General features: G+C 65.1%; 6 protein-coding genes. 3 read left to right on the top strand and 3 right to left on the bottom strand.

The genetic code is table 11. The features are described from left to right. The coding region (locus tag EOA29_RS28275) for a hemolysin family protein (protein ID WP_145969839.1) at positions 1-706 on the top strand (706 nt) is incomplete at its 5' end. Positions 707-891: 185 nt separating this feature from the next. Here EOA29_RS28275 and EOA29_RS28270 read toward each other — a convergent pair. Further along, on the bottom strand, positions 892-1497 hold the full coding sequence (locus tag EOA29_RS28270; RefSeq protein ID WP_126092419.1) for an NADPH-dependent FMN reductase: 606 nt from the start codon (positions 1495-1497) through the stop codon (positions 892-894). A gap of 89 nt (positions 1498-1586) precedes the next feature. On the opposite strand from EOA29_RS28270, the gene EOA29_RS28265 reads away from it, so the two are divergent. Next, positions 1587-1955, top strand: coding sequence for a helix-turn-helix domain-containing protein (locus EOA29_RS28265; protein WP_126092418.1), 369 nt, complete (start codon positions 1587-1589; stop codon positions 1953-1955). Between the two features lie 169 nt (positions 1956-2124). Here the strand turns inward: EOA29_RS28265 and EOA29_RS28260 are convergent, their stop codons facing one another. Further along, complete coding sequence (locus EOA29_RS28260) at positions 2125-2319, bottom strand: hypothetical protein (RefSeq protein ID WP_126092417.1); 195 nt, start codon at positions 2317-2319, stop codon at positions 2125-2127. A 116-nt stretch (positions 2320-2435) separates the two neighbouring features. Continuing rightward, positions 2436-2831 (bottom strand): acyl-CoA thioesterase, encoded by a 396-nt coding sequence (locus EOA29_RS28255; protein ID WP_126092416.1) that lies wholly within the window; start codon positions 2829-2831, stop codon positions 2436-2438. Between the two features lie 191 nt (positions 2832-3022). Between EOA29_RS28255 and EOA29_RS28250 the strand changes: the two genes are divergently transcribed. Next, positions 3023-3901 (top strand): GMC family oxidoreductase N-terminal domain-containing protein (locus EOA29_RS28250; protein ID WP_189479014.1); only part of this gene is annotated, 879 nt, incomplete at its 3' end.

Below are 3901 nucleotides of genomic sequence, written 5' to 3'. Positions count from 1 at the left end.
CGCCGGCGTCATGCGCCTCGGCGACCGCGCCGTGCGCGCCGTGATGACGCCGCGCACCGAAGTCGACTGGATCAACCTGCAATCCGACGAAGCAGCCATCAGGCGGCTCCTGATGGAGACCCAGCATTCGCGCCTGCCCGCCGGCGACGGCAATGTCGATGACATGGTCGGCGTCGTCCAGACGCGCGACGTGCTGTCGGCGATCCTCGGCGGCAAGGTGCTAGAACCGCGCCAGCATGTGCGCGCCGCGCCCATCGTGCATGACCAGGCCGACGCGCTCGACGTCCTGCAGAAGTTGAAGGAGTCGGACGTCCCGATGGCGCTCGTCCATGACGAATACGGCCACTTCGAAGGCATCGTCACGCCGGCCGACATCCTGGAGGCGATCACCGGCGTCTTCCGCTCGGACCTCGATGCCGGCGAGGAAGAAAACGCCGTCAAGCGCGAGGACGGCTCATGGCTGCTCGCCGGCTACATGCAGGCCGACGAGATGGCCGAGGTGCTGGGCATCGATCTTCCGGAGAACCGCGATTACGAGACGGTGGCCGGCTACGTGCTGTCGCATCTGCACCATCTTCCCGCTACTGGAGAGTGCGTCGACGCGCAAGGCTGGCGCTTCGAAGTGGTCGACCTCGACGGCCGCCGCATCGACAAGCTGATCGCCACCCGCCTGCCCGACGGCCACCGCCAGATCGCGCGGCGGTAGCCGACGCAACAGGCCGATACCTAGAGCGGTTCGGCGATTCTATCAAACGCTGAACCGCTCTAAGGCACCAGAACAACCTTGCTCCGGTCACGGCCGCCGGCTGAAGCGTCCGCGAATTGAAAAAGGGCGGCGCAAGCGCCGCCCTCGACAGATGATTTTGGGAGGATGATCGCGCTATGACGCGCTCAAGCCGCCTTGGCTTCGGCGTCGATCGCATCGGCCGCGCGCGCGGCCTTCAGCACCTTCGCCCACCATGCAACGTCGTTGACCAGCGCCGCGGCCGCCTGGTTCAGATGCTCGATATCTTCCAGCTTCTTTTCGCCCTGACGTACCGCAAGGAAATCGCCCCAGGCGATGTGGACGGCCGACTTGACCGGCGCCATCTGCAGCTCGACGGCATGCAGACGGAGCTGTTCGACGGCGCGCGAGCCGCCGACGCTGCCATAGCCGACGAAACCGGCCGGCTTCTTGTTCCACTCATTGGCGGCGTAGTCGATGGCGTTCTTCAGCACAGCCGTCGGGCCGTGATTGTATTCGGCGGCGGTGAAGATGAAGCCGTCGAAATCGGCGACCTTCTTCTGCCAGCGCTGCGCCACCTCGTTCTGCGACGGCGCCCAGGCAGACGAAGCGACCTCGTCGAAGAAGGGCAGCGGGAAGTCGCGCAGATCGACGACTTCGACGTCGATGTCGGCATGCGTCTTGGCGATCTTGGCGATCCACTGCGTCGGCACGTCGGCGAAGCGGGCGGCGCGCGTCGAACCGACGACAATGGCGATTTTGGGCTTGGACATAAGGGGCTCTCCTTGCGGGAATTTTGGTATCGTTTGGATACCGGCGCTATATGTGATACTGACAAAGCGGCACGCAAGGAGGCACATTTTTGTTACTGAGGCACCCGCACAACACCGAGGACTGCCGCGCCGTGTCGGAAATCCTGCAACGGGTCGGCGACAAATGGACCGTTCTGGTGGTCGGCAAGCTGGGCGGCGGAGCGATGCGCTTCAACGAATTGCGCACGGCCGTGGGCGGCATTTCGCAGAAGATGCTGACCACTACTTTGCGCGGTCTGGAGCGTGACGGCTTCGTCACGCGCAAGGTATTTCCCACGATCCCACCGCGAGTCGACTACGAGCTGACCGAGCTCGGCCACGAGCTGCTGGTGCCGGTCGGCGCGCTTGGCGAATGGGCGCGCAAGAACACCAGTCGAGTGCAGGCAGCGCGCGCGAAATTCGACGGCCAGCAGGCCTGAAAGCCTTGCGGCGCAAGCGCTTCGGAGGTTTCGAGGCGGAAGTCCCGCCGGCCGCGAGGCGGGCCGTGCAACAACATCTCAAAATCTTTAGATCTTGTCGCATCGGACTGTGGCCAGTCCGGCCTGCATTGGACTCTCGTGGCGAAGGTCGCCTTGCGATGACAGTCGTTCAGGCATTTCGCGCGATGCCGCCGCGAGGCGCGAGATCGCATATCGCGCCCTGCCCCCCAATGTCCCCGCCGCCACCCAGACTGGCGGTGCGCGGAAGGTCCGTCTTGACCTCGGCATAGGCTATTATGCCGAGCAGGCAGACCAGGGCGACGAAGGCTGCCACGAGCCAGCCGTTCAGCATGTATTGACGCATTGTCTTTCCTCCAGCGTTGGCACGATCGGGCGTGGCGGCAACCATCGGATGTCGCCGGACGCATCTGCCGCGCGGGAGTTGTTACAAATGCGCCGGTCCGGAAGAATCGTCTTCCGTCAGCCTTCGGCTGGAACCGGTTTCGGCTTGCCTTCGCCGTCGAGCGCCACCATGACGAAATCGGCATGGGTGACCTTCTCCATCAGGTCGGAGAGGTAGCGCTGCGCCCAGGCCTCGACCTTGAGCACCATCGAGGTTCGGCCGACGCGCTCGACATGGGTGTAGATGCAGAGCGTGTCGCCAATCTTCATCGGCTTGGCGAAAGACATCTCCTTGACCGCCGCCGTCACCACGCGGCCCTTGGCGCGCTCGGCTGCGCGGATGCCGCAGGCAAGGTCCATCTGCGCCATCACCCAGCCGCCAAAGATGTCGCCGGCCGCATTGGCGTCGGACGGCATGGCCAGCGTCCTCAGTGTCAGGTCGCCGAGCGGCTTTCCGTCCGCGTAGTGCACCATGGGAAGGTCCTTCAGCCGCTGCTTTCCTGAACCCGTACCAACGCGGTCGCGATGTCGCAAGCTCTGCTGAAAGCGAAAAGCGCGCCGCTCAAGCGGTCGCTTTTTTCACAAGCCATGACGGAAGCCCCGGCGACGCGGTGAGCCGGCAATGTCTAGGGTAAGCGCCGGATTTCGGAGCCCGCGCGCGCATCATGCAGACTTATGACTTCATCATCGTCGGCTCCGGCTCGGCCGGCTCGGTCGTCGCGGAAAGGCTCTCGGCCTCGGGCCGCTTTTCGGTGCTGGTGCTGGAGGCCGGCGGGACCGATCGACGCTTCTATGTCCAGATGCCGCTCGGCTACGGCAAGACCTTCTTCGATCCGGCCGTCAACTGGAACTACAAGGCCGAGCCCGATCCCGGCTTCGGCAACAATGCCGACCACTGGCCGCGCGGCAAGCTGCTCGGCGGCTCGAGCTCGATCAACGCCATGGTCTACATCCGCGGCGCGCGCGAGGACTTCGACGCCTGGGGCGCCGCCGGCAATCCCGGCTGGAGCTATGGCGACCTGCTGCCCGCCTTCAAGGCGCTGGAGGACAACGAGGCCGGCGCCGATCAGTGGCGCGGCGTCGGCGGTCCTTTGCACATCACCGATTGCTCGAACGCGGTGCATCCGTTGACGAAGCGCTACCTGGCAGCCGCGCAGCAGGCCGGCCTGCCGCTCAATCCGGATTTCAACGGCGCCACCCAGGAAGGCGTCGGCGTCTATCAGATCACCACCCGGAACGGCCGCCGCATGTCCGCCGCCCGCGCTTTCCTGCGTCCGGCGATGAAGCGCGGCAACGTTCGCGTCGAGACCAACGCGCTGGCGACGAAAATCCTGTTCGAAGGCAAGCGCGCCGTCGGCGTTGAATACGAGCAGAACGGCCAGACGAAGACCGCGCGCGCTGGCCGCGAGGTCATCATTTCCGGCGGCTCGATCAACTCACCGCAATTGTTGCAGCTCTCGGGCGTCGGTCCGGCCGCGCTGCTCAACGGCCTCGGCGTCCCGGTCGTCCACGCAAACGAGAATGTCGGCGCCAATCTGCAGGAC

It is taken from the genome of Mesorhizobium sp. M1E.F.Ca.ET.063.01.1.1, assembly GCF_003998155.1.
Lineage (GTDB): Bacteria > Pseudomonadota > Alphaproteobacteria > Rhizobiales > Rhizobiaceae > Mesorhizobium.
The sequence above is the reverse complement of the archived record's forward strand: the minus strand, read 5'-3'. Positions and strand labels throughout refer to the sequence as shown.

Bases quoted from the DNA above. Each gene is read 5' to 3' on its own strand.
- EOA29_RS28255 (WP_126092416.1), bottom strand. From the start codon at position 2,831: ATGGTGCACTACGCGGACGGAAAGCCGCTCGGCGACCTGACACTGAGG.
- EOA29_RS28260 (WP_126092417.1), bottom strand. From the start codon at position 2,319: ATGCGTCAATACATGCTGAACGGCTGGCTCGTGGCAGCCTTCGTCGCC.
- EOA29_RS28270 (WP_126092419.1), bottom strand. From the start codon at position 1,497: ATGTCCAAGCCCAAAATCGCCATTGTCGTCGGTTCGACGCGCGCCGCC.